At 70.2% G+C, this 19,895-nt stretch carries 15 protein-coding genes; 7 read left to right on the top strand and 8 right to left on the bottom strand.

Annotated features, from left to right (window positions below; all coding sequences use genetic code 11):
• Positions 1-57: 57 nt before the first annotated feature.
• From D7Y13_RS07260 to D7Y13_RS07295, 8 genes are all read right to left on the bottom strand, one after another.
• Positions 58-963 (bottom strand): UbiA prenyltransferase family protein, encoded by a 906-nt coding sequence (locus D7Y13_RS07260; protein WP_233595504.1) that lies wholly within the window; start codon positions 961-963, stop codon positions 58-60.
• Positions 960-3,656, bottom strand: coding sequence for a PEP/pyruvate-binding domain-containing protein (locus D7Y13_RS07265; protein ID WP_120583394.1), 2,697 nt, complete (start codon positions 3,654-3,656; stop codon positions 960-962). Before D7Y13_RS07265 ends, D7Y13_RS07260 begins: the two co-directional genes overlap by 4 nt.
• Before the next feature lie 13 nt (positions 3,657-3,669).
• The gene (locus D7Y13_RS07270; RefSeq protein ID WP_120583395.1) at positions 3,670-4,641 is read right to left on the bottom strand and encodes an NAD-dependent epimerase/dehydratase family protein; all 972 of its coding nucleotides are present in this window, start codon (positions 4,639-4,641) and stop codon (positions 3,670-3,672) included.
• Positions 4,629-5,276 (bottom strand): methyltransferase family protein, encoded by a 648-nt coding sequence (locus D7Y13_RS07275; protein WP_120583396.1) that lies wholly within the window; start codon positions 5,274-5,276, stop codon positions 4,629-4,631. Before D7Y13_RS07275 ends, D7Y13_RS07270 begins: the two co-directional genes overlap by 13 nt.
• Positions 5,273-6,091 (bottom strand): AfsA-related hotdog domain-containing protein, encoded by an 819-nt coding sequence (locus D7Y13_RS07280; RefSeq protein ID WP_120583397.1) that lies wholly within the window; start codon positions 6,089-6,091, stop codon positions 5,273-5,275. The genes D7Y13_RS07275 and D7Y13_RS07280 overlap by 4 nt, the downstream gene beginning before the upstream one ends.
• A 155-nt stretch (positions 6,092-6,246) precedes the next feature.
• The gene (locus tag D7Y13_RS07285; protein ID WP_120531941.1) at positions 6,247-8,007 is read right to left on the bottom strand and encodes a class II glutamine amidotransferase; all 1,761 of its coding nucleotides are present in this window, start codon (positions 8,005-8,007) and stop codon (positions 6,247-6,249) included.
• A gap of 11 nt (positions 8,008-8,018) precedes the next feature.
• Positions 8,019-9,005 (bottom strand): alpha-E domain-containing protein, encoded by a 987-nt coding sequence (locus tag D7Y13_RS07290; protein ID WP_120583398.1) that lies wholly within the window; start codon positions 9,003-9,005, stop codon positions 8,019-8,021.
• On the bottom strand, positions 9,002-10,474 hold the full coding sequence (locus tag D7Y13_RS07295; protein WP_120583399.1) for a circularly permuted type 2 ATP-grasp protein: 1,473 nt from the start codon (positions 10,472-10,474) through the stop codon (positions 9,002-9,004). Before D7Y13_RS07295 ends, D7Y13_RS07290 begins: the two co-directional genes overlap by 4 nt.
• A gap of 326 nt (positions 10,475-10,800) precedes the next feature.
• Here D7Y13_RS07295 and D7Y13_RS07300 point away from each other — a divergent pair, with 326 nt between their 5' ends.
• The 7 genes from D7Y13_RS07300 to D7Y13_RS07330 all read left to right on the top strand — a co-directional run bounded on the left by D7Y13_RS07300 (position 10,801) and on the right by D7Y13_RS07330 (position 19,654).
• A complete protein-coding gene (locus D7Y13_RS07300) occupies positions 10,801-13,314 on the top strand; it encodes an HYR domain-containing protein (RefSeq protein WP_120583400.1) in 2,514 nt (837 codons plus the stop codon).
• 52 nt (positions 13,315-13,366) lie between these two features.
• A complete protein-coding gene (locus D7Y13_RS07305; protein WP_120531945.1) occupies positions 13,367-13,909 on the top strand; it encodes a DUF350 domain-containing protein in 543 nt (180 codons plus the stop codon).
• A 6-nt stretch (positions 13,910-13,915) separates the two neighbouring features.
• Entirely contained in the window at positions 13,916-14,791 is an 876-nt protein-coding gene (locus tag D7Y13_RS07310) for a hypothetical protein (RefSeq protein ID WP_120583401.1), read from the top strand.
• 124 nt (positions 14,792-14,915) lie between these two features.
• Complete coding sequence (locus D7Y13_RS07315; protein WP_120583402.1) at positions 14,916-16,229, top strand: chitosanase; 1,314 nt, start codon at positions 14,916-14,918, stop codon at positions 16,227-16,229.
• 71 nt (positions 16,230-16,300) lie between these two features.
• Positions 16,301-18,214 carry an AAA domain-containing protein gene (locus tag D7Y13_RS07320; RefSeq protein ID WP_120531948.1) on the top strand — a complete coding sequence of 638 codons (1,914 nt, stop codon included), beginning with the start codon at positions 16,301-16,303 and terminating at the stop codon, positions 18,212-18,214.
• 206 nt (positions 18,215-18,420) lie between these two features.
• On the top strand, positions 18,421-18,609 hold the full coding sequence (locus D7Y13_RS07325; RefSeq protein WP_120531949.1) for a hypothetical protein: 189 nt from the start codon (positions 18,421-18,423) through the stop codon (positions 18,607-18,609).
• Positions 18,610-18,772: 163 nt separating this feature from the next.
• Entirely contained in the window at positions 18,773-19,654 is an 882-nt protein-coding gene (locus D7Y13_RS07330; RefSeq protein ID WP_120630649.1) for an alpha/beta fold hydrolase, read from the top strand.
• Positions 19,655-19,895 lie beyond the last annotated feature (241 nt).

Here is a 19,895-nt window from a genome sequence, read left to right on the forward strand (position 1 = left end):
AGCAGCGAAGCCCGGTGCCGCATGGCCCGGAGGTCGCCCTCAATTGAAGACTTCCTCTCAGGAGTACCTGCCCGCGAAGGCATGCACGAGCATGGCGAAGAGGAACGCGAAGTAGCTGATCCCCGCCAACCGCCCCGACCGGCCGCGAGGACTGCGGGTCTTGAAGAACAAGGCCACGTTCAGGACGCCCACCGCGACGGGAGCCAGGAAGAGCCAGGCCGCTCCATGCGACAGATGGAACATCAGGCCCGAGGCCCCGACGACCAGCGCGAAGGCGAGGAGGCTGCTGGCCACCGACCCCACCTCATCGGAGTACAGCTTCTCCCCCGGCTTCGTGGAGCCCGGCCACGCCGTCTTCCGCATCACTTCCCAGTGCAGGTAGATGAACACCAGCCCCAGCACGACGAGCAGCCCTTGCGCCTCCGGAGCCCGTCCCGCTCGCTCCGCCTGCGCCAACCAGACGTAGGCGCCCTGCCCTACGTGCAACTGGATGGCGACCGCGATGGTCAGGAACATGCTCCCCTGGTACGTGGTGCTGTTCAGCTCCAGCCACCAGAGGAACAAGCTGTAGACCATGATGCCGAGCAGGATGAGGGCTCGCATCCAGGACACCGCCAGGTTGGAGCCGAGCAGGATGGCGGCGCACACCGCGAGCGCGACGTACAGGTCCTGGAAGCTGACGTCGCCCTTCGCCAGTCCCCGCTCCGGGTTGTGGACCCGGTCATATTCGTAGTCGCGCAGCTCATCCACGATGCGCATGAAGTAGCCCACGCCGAACACGCTCAGCGCCACGTGCAGCAGGTCCCACGACAACGCCAGCCCCTGCCCTCCTCCGAGCGTCCGCAGCATGCCGTCCAGGCTCAGGGACCAGAGCGTGACGACCACCAGATAGAACAGCGGCGGGTAGCGCTGCCAGGAATAGCGCAGCACTGCCTGGATCCGTGACGTCGCGGTCCGGCTCATGTCGACACCACCGTGACCGTGCCCGTGGAACCGTCCACGCGGATCCGCGCTCCGTCGGGGATTCGCGTCGTCGCATGGGCCACGCCCACCACCGTGGGGATGCCGAACTTCCGGCCCGCGATGGCCGTATGCGACAGCATGCTCCCACGCTCCACCACGATGCCGCCCGAGGCCAGCATCAGGAAGAGCCAGCCTGGATCCGTCTCCTTGGCGATGAGGATGTCGTCCTTGCAGAGCGACCCCACTGCTCCCGGGTCCTTCACGATGCGCGCGAAGCCCTCGACGATGCCGGCGCTCGAACCAAGCCCCTTGAGCAGGGAAGCGTCATCGCTGGCGACCTCCACCGCCCTGGGGACACCGTCCGCCACGCTGCCCACGGTGGTGAAGTCGCGGGGTGGCTGGCGCTCCTGGTTGTCCTGCTGCTCCCGCCGGCGCAGCCGCACGAGTTCCCCCAGGTTCCGGGTGACGCTGCGGCCCTCGAAGTGGTCGAACACCTCCTTCATCGTGAGGTAGTGCACGTCCAGCGGTGAGTCGAACACGCCACGCTCCGCCATCCGCTGCCCCAGCGCCGCGAACACGCTCTTGCTGAAGCCGAAGAGCTGGCCGCGCCAGAACCGGCTGTCCTCACGCAGGCCAATCACCGTGCGCAGCCTCTCCAGCAACTGCTGAACCACGAGCTTCCGCAGCGGTTGTCCCTTCAGCAGTACCGCCAGCTGCGTCTCGGCCTCCGTGCGCCGCATCACATCCGAGGTCCGCAGCTCCGCCCGGGTGACGGACGTGCGCGCATAGGACTGGACGATGCGCACCAGCTCCCACGGCGTGTCCCGCAGGTTCGGGCGCTCCACGTTCAGCTCCTGGACGCCCCGGTCGCCGTACTCGCTCAGGTGCTCGCGGAAGGCCCGGGCGAACGCGGGCGCCACCTCACCGGAGGCGATCCGGCTCCACACGGCCTCTGCCTCATCATCCGCGAAGAGCTTCGCCAGCGCAGCATCCGCGCGCACGGTCTCCGCGAGCGCCACCGCGGAGAAGAGCGCGTGGCTGCCCTCATCCGGTTTGGCCCCGCACAGCAGGCCCGCGAGCAGCACGCTGGGGTCCTCACCGGTCCACTTGCGCAGGAACCGGCTCGCCAGCCCGTAGAACGAATTGATGTACCAGTGATTGATGAGGGTCAGCCCCCACCAGTTCCCCACTTCGCGCCAGACCTGACGGAAGTGGTGGATGAGGACCAGCGGATCCTCCCGGCTCAAGGACAGGGTCCGCAGCCCCGCGAGCGTCTGTTTCCACCATGCGGCGTACTTCTCGAAGTCACGCTGGAACGACACGGTGGCGGCCAGCGCTCCCGCCGCGGAGCGACCCAGCGCGAACGCGTAGCTGGCGGTGCTGGGGAAGCTCTCACGGTGGCCGGGCAGTCGGATGACCAGCGAGGCGTCCAACTGGAGCACGTCCTCCAGGTCCCGCATGGAGGTGATGGCGAGGAAGGGATTGATGCCATTGACGTGCATCAGGTTCGACAGCGAGTGGTAGACGCGCCCGTCGATGAAGCCCAGCATGTTCTGGAACGCGGGCCCGTGGTCGTGGAGCGTCCGCGCGTCCGCGCCCCACATGCGGCGCTGGAGGTCATAGAAGATGACCTCGTAGAAGTGGCTGGCGAGCGAATACGTCAGCGGCGTGGTGACGCCTGGGAAGCTCTCCGACACATTGCCGCAACCCCAGACACGAATCTTCCGGAAGTCGAAGGCGATGGGCCGCGATTGCAGGACGTGCAGCGTCCCGTCCTCCGTGAACGTGCCTTCGATGTCCTGGGGCACGCCGAACGTGCGCTCGATGTCCTTCGCCAGCGTGGCCAACCGCTGGAGCTCCGCGTCGGAGAGACAGGGTGCATCCCGCAGGGCCTCCGGCACGGGCTGCTCCAGCAACCCGCCGCCGGGCTCGGGGTTCTCACACAGCATCTCCGCCTTGTGGCCCAGCTCCCGGTCGATACGGCCCGTCTGCGGGTGGATGAAGTAGTGGTCCACGCCGACCTTCTCCTGGACGACGCCCTCTCCAATCCCGTGCCCCGCGACAATCAGCGTCTTGCGCTCGGTCGTCTTCGGGTCGCAGGTGAAGAGCACGAACGAGCGGCGCCCCGGCACCATCCGCTGGACGCCCACCGCCACGGTGAGCCCCCGGACCTCACGTCCCTGGGACAGCCGGTAGATGAGCCCTTCGGGCGTATAGGCGGACGCCCAGCAGCGGCGGATCCGTTCGAGCAATGCGTCGCGCCGCACGTAGAGGAACGTCGAGCTCACCCCCGCGAATGGATCGCTCTCCGAGTCCTCGCTCTCCCCCAGCGCGCGGCCCACCACGGAGGCGCGCACCGCGACCACCGCGTTGGATCCGAAGGTCCGGTCGAACGCGTCCAGGATGGACGCCTCCCGCTCGGCGCTCAGGGGCACTTCGACGAAGAGCCGCTCAATCTCCTCCGCGACGCGGCGGATGTCCTGCTGGGACGAACGGTCCACCGTGGAGGTGAGCTGCTCGATGGCGGAGAGGATGGGGCTCGCGACCTCCTGGAACATCGTGGTGGTGAGACAGAAGAACTCGGGAACCGGGAAGCCGTGCCGCGCCAGGTGCTGCTGGCGCGCGAACTTCTGACCGACGTGGCTCGGGTCTCCGGCCTCGGTCATGGACACAAGTGGAAGGGGGGCGGACATGGCGGGGGTTCCTTCAGGAACGAAAGGTGTCGAGGGCGGCTCGCAGGGCCTCCACCGGAGACCGTGCGAGGAGTGCGCGCATGCCGGGCACCGCCTTGAGCCGCGCGACGTCCAGGCACTGCGAGCGGGTGAGCAACTCCAGACGTTCGGCCAGCGCCTGGGCACGGCGACTGGGGGCATCACGCAGGGCGTTCAGGAGCAGGTCGGGGACGCGCACCTTCACGACCGGCGGGGGCAACCCGAGCCCCTGCACCAGCGTGCCCAGGAACTCCGAGCGCACCAGCGGGCGCGAATACGCCACGTTGTAGGCCCGCTGTTCGGGACGGGGCGTGTCCATCATGCGGCGTGCGAGCTTCCAGATGATGCGCGCATGGTCATCCACGTCGATGACCGAGCAGGCCACCGTGTCCGCCCCGAGCTGGCGCCTGCGCTCCAGCATCTTCACCATCGCGGGCAGGACGAACCGGTCGCCCTCTCCGATGAGGAAGCGCGTGCGCAGCAACGCCGCGCCCATGCCGGCTGCGGCCGCGTGCTTCGTGATGAGCGCCTCGGACGCCACGCGGGAGCGGGCCAGGGGCGTGACGGGGTTCAACGGATGCGCTTCCGTCACGCCCAGGTGCGGACCCGGCCCATAGACGGACATGGAGCTGCCGTGGATGACGCCCCGGCAGTCCTTGGTGAGGCGTGACAGCAGATTCTGCGTTCCCTCCACGTTGGTCCGCTCGAAGCCCGTGCCGTCGGTGTCCCTGGGCTTCGTGGCGAAGTGCAGGACCACGTAGGGGTGCGACGGGAACAACGCCTCCGGGATGGCGTGCAGGTCTCCGCGATGGACGTGGACGCCTTCGCCCCACGCGCGCCCATCCGGAGAGCGCACCAGCGCGTGCACGGAATGCGCGCCGCGCTGGCGCAGGATGGCCTGCCCCATGAGGCCCGTCGCACCGAGCAGCACGACGTCAAAGTCCTCCCCGCCCGTTACCAGAGCCATGGGACCAACCGCTTGCGCGTCGCCGCGTAGGCCTCGTAGCCCGGGAAGGAGCCCAGCAGCAGCTTCTCCTCGTGCCGGATGCGCAGCAGCACCGCCGGCACGAAGAGCACCGTGAACGCGGCGATGGCCGGCACGCTGGGAAAGACAAACAGGTAGCCCACGTGCGCCAGCAACATGCCGGTGTACGCCGGGTGCCGGAGCTTCCGGTAGACGCCGCCCGTGACGAGCAGGCTCGCATCCGGCAGCCGCACCCGGTGCGAATAGGCCCGCCCCAGCGTGCGGATGGCCGTCAACCGCAGCACCACCGCGCCGATGAAGCAGACCAGCCCTCCGGCCCGAATCCCGGGGCCCACCTCCAACGTGGGGAACGCCTGCGCGAGCAGCAGCGTGGTCAGCCGCGCCACGGCGTAGAGTTCGAGCGTGGAGCCGTCGCGCTCGGCGGTGGGCTTGCTCGTCTCACGCAGCGTCACCCGGCTCTCAATCAACATCCACGCCACGTAGGCCGCGAGCATCAGGCCCGCCACGACGCGGCTGTCCTCCGGCGTGCGCGAAAGCTGCCGGAGGCCCAGCGGGACGAGCAACCCCAGCCCCGTCACCATCAGCAGGGTGGGCATCCACCGGTGCAGGTGCTTCATGACGCCGCCTTGCTGACGGCCCCGAGCAGCCCCGAGAAACAGCAGACCCCGTCCTGCCAGCCCTGCACGGCGATCCACATGCGGCCCTTGCGGCCTTCGGTCCGCACCGGCCCCGCCCACTCCGGCAGCCGGAAGCTGACGAAGGTGCGCATCACCAGCGGTGCGTCGAGGCGCACGAAGCGCTGAAACTCCAACGTGAGCCGGGTCAGGATGGTGACCCAGTCGAACGGCAGCCCCACCCCGTGGATGCTCGCGAGGCTCGCCTGGCGGGCGATCTCCGTGAGGAGCATGCCCTGCACGTGCTCGGAGGGATGGTCGAAGAGGAACTCCGGCGACTCCATGAACGCGTTGAACTGGTGCAGCGCGCCCACCCGGCAGCCGTTGGCGAGCAGCACGTTCGCCGGATCGCGCTTGTGGACGAGCACCGCGTCCGTGCGCTCCATCGGCCGCGTGTCCCCTTCCCCGAACAACTGCCGGCCCTCGGAGATGGGGTTCTTCACCGGCACGCGGCCCAGGAGTTCGGTGAGGTTCGCGGGCGGATCCTTCTTCCAGGGACCGCCCACGCAGACGCCCACCGGCGTGGCGTCCGCCCAGTCCGCGAGCCCACGGTGTTCGGAGGCGCGCGCGCCCAGGTAGACGCCACAGTGCTCCTGGAGCGCCGCCGCCAGGAACTCCGCCTCCTCCACGTTCTTCACCGGGATGCGACACGGGTGGTCGACTTCCGGGAGGAGGGACTCGGGCACGAGCAGGAACGGAACAGCTTCCGGCGACTCCACCCGCACGCGGCGCGCGGGAGGGCTGGAATTGGCTTCCATGTCTGTCTTTCTCCAACTGAGGGGGAAAGACAGTCTAGGAACCGGCCTGTCTCCATACGAGGACCGGGGGAGGCAACCCCTGACGCCGGTGGATCAGGACCCGAGGGATTCGCGGATCCGTCTGCGTGAAACACGACCCCGGGACGGGTGAGACATCACTGTCCTTCGGGCATCACCGGCTCGCAGCGGACCCACACCTCCAACTGCTCGCCCCCGCCTCCCAGGTAGATGGTGCCCGTGGTCGGCGTCGCGTCCGAGTACTGCCGGCCCACCGCCACGCGCACGTGGTCGGTCTGCGTGAGGATGCCGTTGGTCGGGTCGAACCCCTTCCACCCCACCTCCGGCAGATACACCTGCACCCACGCGTGGGACGCCTCCGCCTGCGCCGTGTTCGCGTGCTTGGGCCCCGTGTAGAGGTAGCCGCACACGTAGCGCGCCGGCACGCCCAACAGGCGCGCCAGGCAGATGAACACGTTGGCGAAGTCCTGGCAGACGCCCCTGCGCGCCGAATACACGGAGAAGGCCGTGGTGTTCAGCGTCGTCGTGCCCTGCGCGTACTGGTACTCCTTGAAGATGGAGTAGTTGATGTCCAGCAGCGTGTCCAAGAGGTCGAAGTCGTTGCGACGCGCGAAGCTCATCGCGTACTCGGACAGCTCCTCCAGTTGCGTGTCCGGCAGCTCCGGCGGCAGCAGGTACGGCTGGAGCATGTTCGCCTGCCACGGCATCCACACCAGCGGCAGCACCGAGCGCACGTGCAGGGGCCGGTAACCCAATGGATCCGTGTCGCGCAGCTCCACGCGCGAGCGGGCCTCCATCACCAGCTCCGTGTAGGGCATGTCCACCATCGCCCGGCGCACCCGGTTGCCGAAGACGTCCTCGTACTCCGAGCGCGTCACGCCCGCCGACAGCGTCACGTCGTGCGACAGGAGCGACTGGAGCCGGTCATGCAGGGGCGTCAGCCGCAACAGGTGCGAGCTGCGCTCCACCGGGTTCTGGTAGCGGTAGACGGTGCGGTGCACCACGTCCATCACCCGCACCGGCGTCTCCGGCGGACGGCGCAGGCGGCTTCGCGCCTCGAACTCCGCCGCCATCGCGGGCGCCACCGTGCCCTGCGCCCCCGGCGGCAGCGCCTCCACGCGGATGGCCCCCTGGCGCACCAGCACCAGGCCTCCCGGCGTGAGCTGCGTCCAGTTCGCCGGCACGTCCGTGCGCGAGTCCAAGGGCTGCGTGGCGACGATGACGCCCTTGCGGCTCTTGGCCCCGCGGCGCGTGAGATCCAACTCCACGTCCTCGTCGCCCAGCACCAGCCGCTCGTAGGGCGGCGACACCTGCCACACCCAGCCCTGCGTCGCGCCGGTGCAGTCCGCGTACAGCAGCAGGTCCCGGCCGTCCGACACCACCAGCGTCAACGGCCCCAGCTGGTTCAGCTCCTCCAGCCACGCGCGCAGCCGGAACGCGTCCACCTCTCCCAGGCTTCGCCAGCCCTGGTCCTGCATCCAGTCCAGGAAGCGGCAGAACAGCGTCTCCGAGTCCGTGGAGCCCACCGGTTCAAAGCGCGCGCCGACGGGCATCTTCAGCCGCTGCTCCAGGCTGCCGCTGTGCGCGAGCAGCCAGTCCCGGCCCCAGGCGCTGCGGCAGAACGGCTGCGTGTTGGCCTCCGTGATGGGCCCCCACGTCGCCGTGCGCAGGTGCAGCAGCATCAGCGAGGACTCCAGCGGATCCCACGTGCGCACCAGCTCGCTGCGGGTGCTGTGCAGTTGGGGCGCGGCTTCCTTCAACACCGTGGCCGCGAACTCGCCACCCGGGTAGTAGCCCACGCCCCAGCCGTCCGGCGGCTTGCGTCCGGGGGCAAGGCAGCGCAGGTCCAGACCGGGGGCGAGCTCTCCCTCGAAGGACAGCGCGAGCAGGTTCAACATGGGCGCGGACTCTACCCGGCCATCTCCTGGGTGCCCACCTGCACGGGGGCCCGTCCGAAAAAATCGCGGGAGATCAGCGTGCACAGCGCGTCCGTGCCCTCCACCATGCGCGTGAGCAGGGCGTGCACCGCGTCACCCTCGTCCGTCAGGGACTGGGGCGTCAGCTGCTCCACCAGGGGCACCAGCCGGGACAGGCACTCCTCTCCTGGCTGCCCCTTCGCCACCACCGGGCACAGGTGCCCCAGATAGCGGTACGCGGACTCCAGGCAGAAGCGCACCGAGCGCGGGAAGCGCGGCTCGAACAGCAGGAACGCCGCCACCGCGTCCCCTGTCACCCGGCCCTGGTGGCTCTTCATGAAGGGCTCGAAGCCGGAGCACGCGCGCAACAGCGACAGCCACAGCGCCGTCTCCACCACCCGGTGCCCGTGCTTCATCTCGCTGAAGACGTGGTGGTGCACGTCCAGCAGGCGCGACGTCTGCCCCGCCCGCTCCAGCATCACGCCCAGCCAGACGAACTCCTGGGGCGTGTCGTGCAGCATGGTGCTGTCCAGCAGGCCCAGGCACAGCTGCACCATGCGCCGGATGTGCTGGTAGAAGCCGAAGCGCGACGCGGCGTACTCCGCCCGGCCCGTCTCGCCGGTGAGGAAGTGGTACAGCTCGTTCGTCACCTCCCAGCACTCGCGGCTGACCACCTCGCGGATGGTGCGCGCGTTGTCGCGCGCCGCCAGCACCGTGTGCACGAGGCTGGAGCCGTTGTCCTGCTCCCAGGTGAGGAAGTGCTGCACCGCCTCGCCGTCGGACTCGGCCTTCACGCCGTGCTTCCCCGCGAAGGTGGACCGCTCCCCGAAGATGGCCAGCGCCGGCACCCAGCACTGGTCCGCCGGCAGGTCCGCGTCCAGCGCGAGCTGATCCGTCATCTGCAACACCCGCGCGACGCTCTCCAGCCGCTCCAGGTAGCGCCCCAACCAGAAGCAGTGCTCCGCGATGCGGGCAATCATGCATCCTCCTTCTGGACCCAGGTGTCCTTGGAACCGCCACCCTGGCTGGAGTTGACCACGTAGGAGCCCGCGCGCAGCGCCACGCGGCTCAAGCCGCCCGGCAGCACCCACGGACCCTGCGGCGTGGTGAGGATGTACGGACGCAGGTCCACCCGCCGGGCGACGACCGTCCCGGAGGCCGCGTCCCACGTGGGACAGGTGGACAGCTCCACGCGCGGCTGCGCGATGTAGCGCCGGGGCTGCGCGAGGATGCGCTGGCGGAAGTCCTCCCGCTCCTCCTTCGTGGACTGCGGTCCCATCAACATGCCGTAGCCGCCCGCCTCGTCCACCGCCTTCACCACCAGCTCCTCCAGGTGGTCCAGCACGTAGCGGCGGTCGGCCTCCCGCGCGCACACGTACGTGGGCACCTGCTCCAGGATGGGCGTCTCGTTCAGGTAGAAGCGGATGAACTCCGGCACGAACGCGTACACCGCCTTGTCATCCGCCACGCCGTTGCCCGGCGCGTTGGCCAGCGCCACGTTGCCCGCCGCCCAGGCGCGCAAGAGGCCCCTCACGCCCAGCATGCTGTCGGGCCGGAAGGCCTCCGGGTCGATGAAGGCGTCGTCGATTCTCCGGTAGATGACGTGCACGCGCTTGGGCCCGCGCGTGGTGCGCAGCCAGACGCGGTCGTCGTCCACGAAGAGGTCCGCGCCGTGCACCAGCTCCACGCCCATGGTGCGCGCGAGGAAGCTGTGCTCGAAGTAGGCGGAGTTGTACGGGCCCGGCGTCAGCACCACCGCGATGGAGCGCTCCGGGTCCTCCGGGGACGACGCGCGCAGCGTCTCCGCGAGCTTCGCCGGGTAGTGGTCCACGCGCCGCACCCGCGTGCGCTCCAGCACCTCCGGCAGCACGCGCTTGGAGAGCACGCGGCCCTCCAGCACGTACGACACGCCCGAGGGCGTGCGCAGGTTGTCCTCCAGCACCCGGAAGGTGCCCTGCCCGTCGCGGATGAGGTCGATGCCCGCGATGTGGATGCGCACCCCGCCCGCGGGCCGCACGCCCCGCAGCTTCGGCAGGTACTGCGGCGTGCCCAGCACCATGTCCCGCAGCTCCGGCCGCCCGGCGAAGATGCGCTGCTCGCCGTAGATGTCATCCAGGAACAGGCCCAGCGCGCGCACGCGCTGCTCCAGCCCGCGCTCCACGTGCTCCCAGTCGGAGGCCGACACCAGCCGGGGGATGAGGCAGAAGGGGAAGATGCGCTCCGTGCCCCGCTGATCCGCGTACACGGAGAACGTCACGCCCTGGTTCATCAGCGCCCGCTCCGCCAGCGCCTGCATCCGCGAGAACTCCGCCGGAGTGCGCGCACCCAGTCGCTCCAACAGCCGCAGCACGTCCTCGCGCGGTGACTCCCCGGTGCCCAACAGCTCGTCCCAGGTGCCCGGCGCGATGCCATACCCTTCGAAGAGGCCTCGGACCTGAAGCTGTCTCATGGTGCACCTTGTCTCGTACCCGAAGACGCACGACGCCATGCGTCAGAGCGGACTCTACCGGGGGATTCCAGGGCGCGACAGTTGCCAGTCTCAGCGAATGGGAATCCGGGCCCGGCCGGCCGGTGGTGAACACATGAAACAGGTGTGACACCGCTTCCCAGCGATGGCTTGCGAACAGTCAGCCGGCCCCCGGGTTGTGGATCCGCCGGACCGTGCGGACGGTGCGCACCCAGTGTGGGTGACGTCAGGCGGGTCCCGCGTGGATCCACCGGACGGCGGTCGCCAAGCAGTCGGTGTCACGGGCGTTGTGGCGGGGAGGGGTCGGGATGATGACTGTCAGCGGTCGTGCGTGGCTTTCGGCGTTGGCACTGGTGGCGGTCGGCGGCCCCGCGCTGGCGGCGGGTGACGGCCCGGATTCGGTGAGCGTGCGTCAGCTGTCGAAGCTGCCGGACGAGAACGTCTTCTCCAGCCTGGTCACGAACTTCGAGTCCCAGCCCCGGGCCCTCCTGAACGGGCAGCTCTATTTCTTCACCGGCCCGCGCGTGGAGTCCTACGAGCACCGGCCCCTGACGCTGTGGGCGACGGATGGCACAGCCCAGGGCACGCGCTCCGTGCAGGACCTGGTGCCGGCCTCCGCCGTCATGGACCCTATGACGTTGGCCGCGGTGCCCGGCCGCCTGTTCTTCTCCGCCTGGAGCTACTCGGCCAGCGGCCGCGAGTTGTGGACGAGCGACGGCACCGCCCAGGGCACCCACGTCGTGCGCGACATCCAACCGGGGGTGGCCAGCGGCGTGCGCTCGCCCAACCTGCCCGTCGCCTTCGGCGACTCCGTGCTGTTCGTCGCGGAGGGCAGCGAGGGCGACAGCGAGCTCTGGAAGTCGGACGGCACCGAAGCGGGCACCGTGCGCATCAAGGACGTGCTGCCCGGCCCCCAGGGTTCCTTCCCTTCCATCCTGGGGCGGTGTGGCGACGCCATGCTCTTCAGCGCCGCCGGTCCCGAGGGCCGCGAGCTGTGGCGCACGGATGGCACCGAAGCGGGCACCTGGCGCGTGCGCGACATCCATCCCGGCGTAGGGTCCTCGAATCCCAGCGCCATCACCGCGATGGGCTCCACCTGCTTCTTCACCGTGGACGACGTCCAGCACGGCCGGGCCCTGTGGAAGACGGACGGGACGGAGAAGGGCACCGCCCTGGTGAGCGACCTCGTCGCGGGCCGCTTCGAGCCGGCGTTGAGCCAGTTCACCGCGCTGGGTGACACCCTGCTGTTCCTCGCGCAGGACGGCCAGCAGGTGGACCTCTGGCGCACGGACGGCACCGAGGCGGGCACCCTGCCGGTGAAGGCGCTTCCCAGGGACATCACCGGGACGGTCACGCTCGTCCGTGCGGGTGCGCGCGTCTACTACCTCACCCAGGGCACGGGCTCCGGCCGCCAGCTGTGGATGACGGACGGCACGGCGGAGCAGACCACGGTCGTCCCGCTGGAGGACGCGGGTCAGCAGAGGGTGCCGAGCTTCCTCGCCGCCTGGGGGGATGAGCTCGTCTTCTACCGCGCCCCGAATGAGTGGGGCGCGGAGTTGTGGCGCACCGACGGCACCGCCCAGGGCACGTACCGCCTGGCCCGCGTGCCGTCGAGCCGGACCTACTCACCGTCGACGGTGGTGTCCTTCGGGGACTCGCTGCTGGTGCCGGATGACAGCAACTTCCAGGGCCTGTCGCTGTGGCGGCTGGACCGCGACGCCACGGCGCCCGCCTTCCGGGACTGCCCGGCCCACCTGGACGTGCCCGCCACGCATGCGCAGGGCACGGAGATGCACCTCCCGGTGCCCACGCTCACCGGCGGACAGGCGCCCCTGACGGTGCGCACCAGCCATCCCGAGGGCACACCGCTGTCCATGCCCATGGGCTTCGGCGTCTACTACGAGGCCGAGGACGCGCAGGGCCGCGTCGCCGCGTGCGCCATGGACGTCACCGTGGCCGACCTGACGCCGCCCACCATCCAGGGCTGCCCGTCGGAGCTCATCGTCAACACCCGTTCGTCCCAGGGCGCCACGGTGTACTACCCGCCCTTCACGGTGACGGAGGAGTCGGGCGGCGACGTCATCACCTCCGTCATCCCGGAGAACGGCAGCACCCTGCCCGTGGGCACGACGCTGGTGACGATGACGGCCCGCGACCGCGTGGGCAACACGTCCACCTGCGCCTTCCCCGTCACCGTGCGCGACGGCCAGCCGCCCGCGGCCGCGTGCAAGGTGTCCGAGGTACGCGTGGAGGCCGAAGGGCCTGACGGCGCGCGCGCGTGGTGGCCGGAGGCTGACGCCAGCGACAACGTCTCCGCGCGGACGACCACCTCCCGCACGCACTCGCCCGGCGACCTGTTCCCCCTGGGCATCACCCGCGTGCAGCTCACCCGCACCGATGAGGCGGGCAACAGCCGCGCGTGTGAAATCCAGGTGAAGGTGCGCGACTCCCGGCCGCCCGCCCTCACCTGCCCGGAGGACGTCACGCTCAAGACCGCCGTGATGTCCGGTACCCGCGCCGACTACCCGCTGGCCACCGCCGAGGACACCGTGTCCCCGGCGGAGATCCTCTACACCCCGGAGCTTGGGACGCCGCTGGCGCCGGGGATGCACTCGGTGCAGGTGACCGCCCTGGACCGGGCCGGCAACGCGGCGCTGTGCAACTTCCACGTCGCCGTGGAGTACGACCCGACGTCGGACATGTCGCGCAGCCTGGGGTGCTCTGTGGGCAGCGGGCCGGCGTCAGGCGCGGGCTGGGCGGCGCTGCTCCTCCTTGGCTGGACGCTCAGCCGCCGGAAGAAGGGCACCGAGCACGACGCGTGAGCATCCGGCATGGCGGCGGGGGGGACTTCCGCTACAGTCCCTCGCACGCCCCATGGACCTCACCCTCTTCGTCGTCGGACTCGTGAAGGTCGTCTTCGGTGGCCTCGTGGCCGCGCTCGGCATCGGCCTGGGAATGCATGGCCTTGGCCGCCTGCTGGACAGCCACCCGGTGGAGGAGCTGCGCCAGGGCAACGTGGCCGCGGGGCTGGTGCACGCGACGAGCCTCGTGTCGCTGGGCCTGCTCGTGCAGCACGCGCTGAAGGCCACCGGGGACGCGGTGGACATCGCGGTGCAGAACCCGCCCGTGCCGCCCATCGCGGTGCTCCAGTTGATGGGCCTGTCGCTCGTGCACGTCGCGCTGTCGCTGGCGGTGGGCGTGGCGGTGCTCGCGCTGGGCGTGCGGCTGTTCGACCGGATGACGCCGGGCATCGATGAGCTGGCGGAGGTGCGCAAGGGCAACATCGCCGCGGCGCTCATCCTGTGCGCCTTCCTGCTCGTCATCGCCCTGCTCACCGCGCCCGGCCTGCAGGCCACGCTCAACGGCCTCATCCCCTTCCCGCAGCTTCCCACCGGCATGCTGCGCGCGCCCGCCTGAGTTCGCATGGCCCCGCGCTCCTGGATCCGATGGTGGGTGTTGGCGCTGGTGGGCGCGGTGCTGATCACCGCCGTGTGGCGCGTGGAGCTGCGCAAGGCGGGCCGGCTCGCGGCGCCCGCGCCGACGGAAGCAGGCACGGGCGCCCCGGTGGAGGCCACGCTGAACCTGGGCACGGTGCTGGTGCCGGAGGACACGCCCCCGGACCGGGCCCATGCGTATGACTGGCGCGTGGAGGGGCTCGCACCCGCGCGGCAACTGGTGGCCTATGGCCTGGGCGAGTCGGTGGAGCGCGGGCTGGAAGAGGCGCACCGCGACTACAGCGTGCGGCTGCGCTACCGCTCCATGGGCCCGGAGCGCTTCACGTACGTGGCGCCGCCAGGGTGCGGCACGGACATGCGCTGCATCTACGCGGAGCTGATGCACAGCAACGCGGAGCCGGTGCGCGTGCTGGGCGAGCGCTTCGCCGTCTCCATCCGCGAGCGCGACCTGGACGCGGCGCAGGCCACCGAGCTCATCCTCGGCTTCGTGCGCCGCATCCGCTACGAGCTGCCCGGGGACGAACCGTTCGGCATCGTCCCGCCGGGGCTGGTGCCCGCGCAGGACCGCGGCGACTGCGACTCCAAGGCGGTCCTGGCGCTGATGCTGCTGCGGCAGGTGGGCGTGGACGCGGTGATGCTGTACTCGGATGCGCTGGCGCACGCGGCCATCGGCGTGGGCCTGCCCGGCACCGGCACCCGCATCCCCTTCGGGGGACGCGGCTACCAGTACGCGGAGCTCACCGCGGACGGCTGGCCCCTGGGGATGATTCCGCCCCAGTACGACAAGCCCCAACTGTGGCGGGTGCTGCCGCTGCCGGACGCTCCGGCGCCTGCGCCAGGGTAGGCGCGGCCTTCGCGTTCCCGCGCACAGGGAGGACTTGGACTTTGCAGTAAATTCCAATATTCCAGCTTTCGCGGGGATGCGGCCTCACGACCGGCCTTCACCGTCCACGACAGGGAGCAGGCACATGGAAGCGAAGCGTTCACAGGGTGGAGCCCGTCGGTTGTTCGTCCTCACGGGGCTGGCGGCGCTGGCCGTCGGCTGTGGTGCGGCGGAGGAAGTCGACGCCGGAGGTGCACCGGCCGCGGTGGAGCAGGCGCTGGGCGCGTGCACGCACTCGGTCACCACGAACACGTACGTGGGCGCGGACTACTGGGGCACGCTCGTGTTCAAGAACACGGGCACGGTGGCCATCGCCAATCCTCAAATCTCCATCGACGTGCCGTCGGGCGTGACGTGTGACGATGATCAACCCGGCTGGACGCACACGCAGTCGAACCGCACGTGCACCTTCACGCGGACCTCCGCGCTGACGGTGGCGGTGAATGCGTCACACACGTTCTACTACTCCACCACCTCCAACACGTCGTTCACCGCGGCCAACGTGAAGGTCCAGTCCGACAGCTGCGGCACCACGTCCCCGGGCGGCTCCGGCCTCACCGCGAACCAGAAGAAGGTCGCGGAGGCCCTGACGAGCATCTGGGAGAACGACACGCCCACGCTCAACTACGCCTACTCGGAGAACATCCAGGACGGGCGCGGCTACACCAACGGGCGCGCGGGCTTCTGCACCGGCACCGGCGACGCCATCCAGGTCGTGCAGTGCTACCGGGCGCTGCGCACCGAGGCCAATGGCAACCGCCTCGCGAAGTACTGGTCCGCGCTCAACGTCATCAACAACCGCTTCCTGTCCACCGGCCAGGACCAGGCCTCCACGGCGGAGCTGGACGCGGTGGGCAACTGGACGGCGGACTGGGCGGCCAGCTTCAACACCGTCGCGACGCAGGCGGACTTCAAGCAGTGCCAGGACCAGGTGAGCGACGCGCTCTACTACACGCCCATCATGAACGAGGCCACGCGCTGGGGCTTCACCCAGGCGCTCACCAAGGCGGCGCTGTACGACGCGGCCATCAACCACGGCGAGAGCGGCGTGAAGGCCATCATCCGCAGCGCCAACACGGCCCTGGGCAACAGCGGGCAGGTGGCGCCGGTGATTGGCTACAACGGCATCACGGAGAACGCCTGGCTCCAGAAGTTCCTGGAGAAGCGCCGGGACGTGCTCGCCGCGGACGCCACCTGGGCGGAGGCCGTGGACCGCGTGGCCGCGTATGAGAAGCAGCGCCGCGTGGGCAACTGGAGCCTGGGCACCGCGTTCCGCAACGACGTGCGCGCCCGCGACTGCTGGGGCACCACCTACCCGACGAGCGGCTACACCGTGCGCCTCATCAACGCGGACGGCACCTGGAGCACCCCCGCCTCGTACACGTACGCCTGCCAGTAGGGGCCCCTGCCCGACACGGGCCGTGACGGCACGCTGGCCGCCGGGGCGCCTGTGGTGGCATGACCTGCCCCATGGCCCGTGACGTCTCGTTCTTCGACAAGCTCGGTTCGCTCCTCGCCCAGGAGCGCGAGGCCGAGAAGGCCCGCACCGCCGCGTTCGCGCAGGGGCTGTCCCTGCGTGAGCGCGAGGAGCAGGGCCTGTCGGTGCTGGACCTGGAGACCGTCGAGGAGGAGGTGGGCCTGGGCGGCCGCATCCTCCTCACGCTCGCCCGCGCGGACCGGGGGCGCCTGCCCACGCGCCTGTCCAACGGCGACTTCGTGGCGGTGCTCCCCCGCCGCGCGGAGGTGAAGGACCCGGCGAAGGCGCTCGTGTCGCGCGCCTCCTCCACCCGCATCCAGCTCGCGTTCGACCGCGACCCGCCCGCGTACATCTCCGAAGGGCTCTTGCGCCTGGACGTCGTCCCCAACGACATCACGTATGAGCGCGTGCGCGCGGGCCTCCAGCGCGTGAAGGCCCTGGACAAGGGCGCCGAGCGACACAAGCGCGAGGTGCTGCTGGGCAACGAGCCCCCGCGCTTCGACAACACGAAGGACTTCACGCCGAGCCGCCCGCTCAACCCGGAGCAGCTCGACGCCACGAAGCGCGCGCTGGCCGCGGAGGACTTCTTCCTGGTCCACGGCCCGCCCGGCACCGGCAAGTCCACCGTGCTGGCGGAGGTGGCGGCGCAGGCCGTCGCACGCGGGGAGCGCCTGTTGTGCACCGCGGCCAGCAACGCCGCCGTGGACCACCTGCTGGAGCTGTGTCTGGAGAAGGGTCTGAGGGCCATCCGCGTGGGCCACCCGGCCCGCGTCGCCGCGCGGCTCCAGGAGCACACGCTGGACATCGTGGTGGAGGAGCACCCGGACCGCATCATCAGCCGCGACCTGTTCGATGAAGCCTTCGACCTGTTCGGCTACGCGCGCCGCCAGCGCAGCCAGGGCCGCAGCCGCGAGCGCTTCTCCAACGCCCGCTCCTCCACGGCGGAGGCGAAGGACCTGATGGATGAGGCGCGCAAGCTGGAGAAGAAGGCCGTGAGGGCGGTGCTCGCGCGCTCGGACGTGGTGTGCGTCACGCTCGCGAGCCTGGGCTCCGGCATCCTCGCCGGCGAGGAGTTCGACCGGGCCCTGTTGGACGAAGCCACGCAGGCCACCGAACCCCTGGCCCTGCTGGGCTTCCTGCGCGCGCCGAAGGTGGTGCTCGCTGGAGATCCGCAGCAGTTGCCGCCCACCGTGCTGTCGCAGGAGGCGTCCAAGGCGGGCCTGGGCGTGAGCCTCTTCGAGCGGCTGCTCAAGGACCACGGCGACGACGTGAAGCGCATGCTGCGCGAGCAGTACCGGATGAACGCCACCATCATGGCCTTCCCCTCCCGGGAGATGTACGCCGACGAATTGCGCGCCCACCCGTCCGTGGCGGAGCGCACGCTCGGGGAGGTGCTGACGCCCGGAGCGGAGGTGGACGCCCCGCCGGTGCTCTTCCTGGACACGGCGGGCAAGGGCTTCGACGAGGAGGTGGAGCCCACCACGCACAGCCTCTTCAACCCGGGTGAAGCGGACTACGTGGTCGCCCGCGTGCGCCAGTTGCTGGCGCTGGGCCTGTCCCCGCGCGAGGTGGCCGTCATCGCCCCGTACAGCGCCCAGGCCCGCCAGCTTCGCGAGGCGCTGGAGGCCGTCCACCCGGAGGTGGAGGTGGACACCGTGGACGCGTTCCAGGGCCGGGAGAAGGACGCCATCCTGGTCAGCCTCACCCGCTCCAACAGCGAGGGGCAGTTGGGCTTCCTCAACGACCTGCGTCGCATGAACGTCGCGCTCACCCGCGCCCGCCGGCACCTGTTCGTCGTGGGCGACTCCGCCACCTTGAGCAGCCACGCGTTCTACGCGCGCTTCATCGAAGGCACCCAGACGGACGGCGGCTACCGCTCCGCCTGGGAGTGGCCTGACCCGGCCTGAAGCATGTTTGTCATTCCAACGACTTCGGATTGCCCTGCGGGGCTACGCAAGGAGTGCGACCCGGACGCCCGAAAATTGTCGGCTCGCTGAACGAATTTTGTCACTCGTTCCGCCGCCAGACGGGGAGACGGCCGGAAATCAGGCATTTGGCTCAAGCCTGGGTGTCGGCACGAAGGATGCTTTCTGTCCGGGCAAGGAGGGAAGCAATGTCCCAAGCGCCTGTGGTGACCAAGGAGAATGACGTCTGGGTGATTCGGATTGAACGGCCCAACGGCAAGGTCCAGGAGTACCGCTGCGCCACGGAGAGCCAGGCCCGGCAGCTGGCGCTGGTGCTCGGCCGTCCGGATTCGGGGGGCCCGCCGCGCCCCGCCGCGTCGTCCACCACCGCCATCTGAGTTCGCGCCACGGGCGGCCATGCGTGCCGCCCTGGTCCGAGCCGACCCAGCGTTGTCGCACGGCCGCGCCCGGCCTTGACGGGCTCGGCAACCTCGCATGGGCGGACGCGCGGCCCCTTGAGGCCCACACCCCGTTGCTGACACACGGGCATGAGGAACCCTCATGCCCACCGCCCCCTTCGAATCATTCACCCTGGATGCCGAGGGCCTGCCGCTGCATGTGCGCCAGCGCCACCCGGGCGGAACGACCGCCGTCCTGTTCCTCCACGGCTGGCTGGACCACTCGCACAGCTTCGACCCGCTCTGCGAACACCTGCCCAACGACTGGCGCACGGTGCTGCTCGACTTCCGGGGCATGGGGGAGAGCGGCCACGTGGGGCCCGGCGCCGCCTACCACCTCAGCGACCACCTGCTGGACGTGGAGGCCACCCTGGACGGGCTGGCCCTGCCCTCCGTGCACCTCGTGGGGCACTCGCTGGGCGGCATCGTCGCGCTGGCGTACGCCGCCGCGCGCCACGAGCGCATCCAGAGCCTGACCCTCATCGAGAGCCTGGGCCCCTCCGGCGGTCCCCCGGAGGGGGCCGTGCAGCGGCTGCGCGGCTTCCTGGACGACGCGCGCCGCCCACCCAACCGCAAGCGCTACCCCACCGTGGAGGCCGCCGCGGAGCGCCTGCGCCAGGCGAACCCCACCCTGTCCCCGGACGCGGCCCTGCTCTTCGCCCGCCACGGCACCCACCCCACGCCCGAGGGCGAGCAGGCCTTCACCTTCGATCCGCGCCACCGCCGCCGCTTCGGCCAGGGCTTCGACGAGGCCCAGTGGCTGGCCCTGGAGGCCGCCGTCACCTGCCCCGTCCAGGTCCTGCGTGGGAGCGACGGCCTGTCCCCTTCCCCGCCCCTCCTCCAGGGGCGCCTGGACGCGTTGCGCACCCTGGTGGGCCCTCCCCAGGTTTTCCAGGGCGGCCACCACGTCCACCTGGAGCAGCCGCGGGCCGTGGCCGATGCGATCGCGACCTTCGTCGCGGGAAACGTCCGGTATCCCCCCTGAAAAGATGGGGGTGAGGGTTGGCAAAAGGTCGGGAAAAACCTTTCACCCTCCAGGGCACCCTGGTTCCCTCCAGCGCTCACTTGGCCGCCAAGGCCCGCGCCAAGTCCTTGATTTCAGGTGGGCGCCCCCTCCGGCCCCGCGACGGCACGAGACTTGATTAGAGCCAGCCCGAGATGGATCACGTGTCCCGGGCATCCGTGTGCGTGTGGTGGGGAAGGGTGGGGAGCGGACAATGGTGATG

Origin of the sequence: Corallococcus praedator, from assembly GCF_003612125.1 — a bacterium.
Classification (GTDB): Bacteria; Myxococcota; Myxococcia; order Myxococcales; family Myxococcaceae; genus Corallococcus; species Corallococcus praedator.

Bases quoted from the DNA above. Each gene is read 5' to 3' on its own strand.
- D7Y13_RS07260 (WP_233595504.1), bottom strand. From the start codon at position 963: ATGAGCCGGACCGCGACGTCACGGATCCAGGCAGTGCTGCGCTATTCC.
- D7Y13_RS07265 (WP_120583394.1), bottom strand. From the start codon at position 3,656: ATGTCCGCCCCCCTTCCACTTGTGTCCATGACCGAGGCCGGAGACCCG.
- D7Y13_RS07270 (WP_120583395.1), bottom strand. From the start codon at position 4,641: ATGGCTCTGGTAACGGGCGGGGAGGACTTTGACGTCGTGCTGCTCGGT.
- D7Y13_RS07275 (WP_120583396.1), bottom strand. From the start codon at position 5,276: ATGAAGCACCTGCACCGGTGGATGCCCACCCTGCTGATGGTGACGGGG.
- D7Y13_RS07280 (WP_120583397.1), bottom strand. From the start codon at position 6,091: ATGGAAGCCAATTCCAGCCCTCCCGCGCGCCGCGTGCGGGTGGAGTCG.
- D7Y13_RS07285 (WP_120531941.1), bottom strand. From the start codon at position 8,007: ATGTTGAACCTGCTCGCGCTGTCCTTCGAGGGAGAGCTCGCCCCCGGT.
- D7Y13_RS07290 (WP_120583398.1), bottom strand. From the start codon at position 9,005: ATGATTGCCCGCATCGCGGAGCACTGCTTCTGGTTGGGGCGCTACCTG.
- D7Y13_RS07295 (WP_120583399.1), bottom strand. From the start codon at position 10,474: ATGAGACAGCTTCAGGTCCGAGGCCTCTTCGAAGGGTATGGCATCGCG.
- D7Y13_RS07300 (WP_120583400.1), top strand. From the start codon at position 10,801: ATGATGACTGTCAGCGGTCGTGCGTGGCTTTCGGCGTTGGCACTGGTG.
- D7Y13_RS07305 (WP_120531945.1), top strand. From the start codon at position 13,367: ATGGACCTCACCCTCTTCGTCGTCGGACTCGTGAAGGTCGTCTTCGGT.
- D7Y13_RS07310 (WP_120583401.1), top strand. From the start codon at position 13,916: ATGGCCCCGCGCTCCTGGATCCGATGGTGGGTGTTGGCGCTGGTGGGC.
- D7Y13_RS07315 (WP_120583402.1), top strand. From the start codon at position 14,916: ATGGAAGCGAAGCGTTCACAGGGTGGAGCCCGTCGGTTGTTCGTCCTC.
- D7Y13_RS07320 (WP_120531948.1), top strand. From the start codon at position 16,301: ATGGCCCGTGACGTCTCGTTCTTCGACAAGCTCGGTTCGCTCCTCGCC.
- D7Y13_RS07325 (WP_120531949.1), top strand. From the start codon at position 18,421: ATGTCCCAAGCGCCTGTGGTGACCAAGGAGAATGACGTCTGGGTGATT.
- D7Y13_RS07330 (WP_120630649.1), top strand. From the start codon at position 18,773: ATGCCCACCGCCCCCTTCGAATCATTCACCCTGGATGCCGAGGGCCTG.